At 47.9% G+C, this 2,322-nt stretch carries 2 protein-coding genes and 1 tRNA gene; 1 reads left to right on the forward strand and 2 read right to left on the reverse strand.

Annotation, left to right across the window (positions count from 1 at the left end):
- Positions 1 to 142: 142 nt before the first annotated feature.
- Positions 143 to 955 carry a 5'/3'-nucleotidase SurE gene (gene surE, locus O9290_RS25360; protein ID WP_043995738.1) on the reverse strand — a complete coding sequence of 271 codons (813 nt, stop codon included), beginning with the start codon at positions 953 to 955 and terminating at the stop codon, positions 143 to 145.
- 56 nt (positions 956 to 1,011) lie between these two features.
- On the opposite strand from surE, the gene O9290_RS25365 reads away from it, so the two are divergent.
- Positions 1,012 to 1,084 (forward strand) — tRNA-Arg (locus O9290_RS25365).
- Between the two features lie 117 nt (positions 1,085 to 1,201).
- Here the strand turns inward: O9290_RS25365 and prmA are convergent.
- Positions 1,202 to 2,098: a 50S ribosomal protein L11 methyltransferase gene (prmA, locus tag O9290_RS25370; protein ID WP_002763313.1), complete on the reverse strand. Its 897-nt coding sequence runs from the start codon at positions 2,096 to 2,098 to the stop codon at positions 1,202 to 1,204.
- Positions 2,099 to 2,322 lie beyond the last annotated feature (224 nt).

Raw genomic sequence — 2,322 nt, forward strand, 5'->3', positions numbered from 1 at the left:
CCAAGCTTTTCTGGTCGGAACCCCCTAAGCCGAGTTTTCAAGGTGCTGCGCCGTCCACTTGGTTTTCGAGACTGGCCTTTTAATTCTAACGTAAAGCCAACCTAGAACGGCGGGGTTTCAGACCCAAAATTTCCGATGATCCTCAATCAAACCAAGAATTTCCGTACAAATGTTGAAAACCCTGCACATCAGTTAAATTGTATTGTAGGGGCGTGATGGTGATAAAATTCTCGCCAATAGCGCGCACATCCGTAGGCACTTGCGGGGGTAAATGGCTGTAGTCCGGTTGTTCGATATCTTCCACCACTTCCCCAATTAACCAGTAATAACTTTTACCCCTAGGATCCAGTCTTTTCTCGAAGGTTTCCTCGTAGCGTCGCAATCCCTGCCTAGTGATTTTCACCCCCTTGATTTCGGCACTACTAACCGGAGGGACGTTCACATTGAGTAAAGTGGGAATAGAAAAAGGGTTAAGGGCAACTTTCCTGACTAAAGTGAGGGCAAAATCGGCGGCCGGTTGGAAATCACAGGCTTTAAAACTAGCCAGACTAACAGCAATACTGGGAATACCTTCGATTAAGCCCTCCATGGCCGCGGAAACCGTGCCAGAATAGAGGATATCGGTGCCGAGATTAGACCCGTGGTTAATGCCGGCTAAAACTAAATCGGGACGCTCTTTGAGGACGGCACTAAGGGCAAATTTCACCGAATCGGCGGGAGTTCCCGAGCAGGACCAAGCAATCACATCGGGGTGAAAAATTCCTTCCACCTGTTCGGCCCGGATGGGATGGTGTAGGGTTAAGCCATGACCGGTAGCAGAGCGCTCGCCGTCTGGACAAACTACGATGACTTGATGGCCCGCAGTAGCGAGGGTGTTAGCGAGGGTGCGGACTCCTAGAGCGGAAATGCCGTCATCGTTACTGATTAGTAGTTTTAAAGGGCGATCGCTAGTCATGGAAATTTCTGCTCTACTGCGTCGGCTAGTGGTATAATGTAATAGTATTTTATTGTGGGTACGTAGCTCAGAGGATAGAGCACCAGGTTCCGGTCCTGGGTGTCGGGGGTTCGACTCCCTCCGTACTCGTTCAGAAATCAGGGGTCGGTATTCCCCCGGTTGTGCTGCTCCCCGCTCGCCAAAATGGGTAAAACCCCACACCCCACACCCTACCCCCACGAAAAACTTTTTGCCGCAAACCCGATACTAATCCACGGTGCGACGAATTTGAAGACCACACCATTCTTGACGTTTCCATAGGGCAGCCACTGTCCAGCCTTGGGGTTCTAAAATATCTGTAACCGCTTGTGCTTGGGTGACGAGGATGCCGCTTAAAATTCCCCAAGTGGTGGGTTTTGCCAGACGGGTGATTGCGGGCATTAAAGCGATAATTGTCTCGGCTAAAATATTACAAACGATGCCATCAACACCATCGGGAATTAATTCTAACAACTCCTCGACACTACCCTGATTAATAGCTAAATTTTCGGGGTTAATCCCGTTGAGATGGCGATTACTGCCTGTCGCACTCACCGCCAGGGGATCTATATCGACAGCATAAACTTTTTTCGCTCCTAATAAAATCGCCCCGATCGCCAGTATGCCGGAACCACAACCGATATCGGCGATAATTTTATTCTCTGGATGGCTACTTAAACGCATTTCTAGGGATTCTAGACATAATTGCGTGGTTGGATGCGTTCCCGTGCCGAAAGCGGAACCGGGGTCAATTTTAATCACCAATCTCTGGTTATTTTCGGGGGGATTTAACCAAGCAGGACAGATCAAAAAGCGATCGCCGATCTCGCTAATTTGCCAATGTTGTTTCCAACTGCTGGCCCAGTCTTCCTCGTCCATTAACTGCCAATGGCTGACAGGTTCGGGAAAACCTAAAATCAAAGCATCTTCCTTTAAGCAGAGGCTTAGTGCCTCTAAATCGGGCAATTGCGCTTTAATTTCTGGTATATAGGCCTTAACCTCTAAAGAGGATTGTTTTTTAGCAGTGGCCGTTCCCGAACAGCCAAAATTTTCCAGTCTCCAGAAAACCGTTTCTTCGAGACTAGGTTCGCACAAAACCGTAATTTCCCACCAACTATTAGACATATATCAGTGATCAGTGATCAGTTATCAGATTTGAGTTTTCAGTCAACAGTATTAAGTAGGTGGGTGGAATTAAATATAAGATGAACGTAGGTTGGGTTGAAGCATGAAACCCAACGCCCGCATGGGTTACGCTACCGCTAACCCATCCTACAAATAATTGTACCTCCCTACTTAAGTGGCAAGTGCGGAGCTTTCTTTTCACTGATTACTGATGAAGCTAAGAC

Origin of the sequence: Microcystis sp. LE19-41.2A, assembly GCF_027530405.1 — a bacterium.
Classification (GTDB): Bacteria; Cyanobacteriota; Cyanobacteriia; order Cyanobacteriales; family Microcystaceae; genus Microcystis; species Microcystis aeruginosa.